The 537-nt window shown below is 71.1% G+C and carries 1 protein-coding gene; it reads left to right on the forward strand.

What is annotated here, in order from left to right:
• Nucleotides 1-537, forward strand: a 537-nt coding sequence (locus NP777_RS47175; protein ID WP_305890878.1) for a ketoacyl-synthetase C-terminal extension domain-containing protein, incomplete at both ends; no start/stop codon positions are given.

The raw sequence follows: 537 nt of genomic DNA on the forward strand, positions 1-537 counted from the left end.
ATGGCTGGTGTGATCAAGATGGTGATGGCGATGCGGCACGGGGTGTTGCCGCGGACGTTGCACGTCGATGAGCCGACGCCGAAGGTGGATTGGTCCGCCGGCGCGGTGGAACTGCTCACCGAGTCGGCCGAGTGGCCGCGGGAAGGGCGACCGCGCCGAGCCGGGGTGTCGGCTTTCGGGGTGAGCGGCACCAACGCCCATGTGATCCTTGAGCAGGCCCCGGAGCAGGCACCGGGGGTGGCACCAGGGGTGGCGGCTGAGGGCAGGAAGGTGCACGGCGAGCCGCCGACGGTGCCCTGGGTGCTGTCGGGCGCGAGCGAGGCGGGTCTGCGGGCGCAGATCGAAGGCTTGCGGGCCTTCGCTGACGACAACCCCACGCTCGATCCGGCCGATGTGGGCTGGTCGTTGGTGTCCACACGTGCGCTTCTGCCGTATCGCACCGTCGTCGTGGGCGCGGGCCTTGCCGAGCTGCGTCATGGGCTGGACACGGCGGAGGTCGCGGGCGCGGCCGAGCCCGATCGTGGCGCGGTTTTGGTG

The sequence above is a fragment of the Streptomyces rugosispiralis genome (genome assembly GCF_024505145.1).
Taxonomy (GTDB): Bacteria; Actinomycetota; Actinomycetes; order Streptomycetales; family Streptomycetaceae; genus Streptomyces; species Streptomyces rugosispiralis.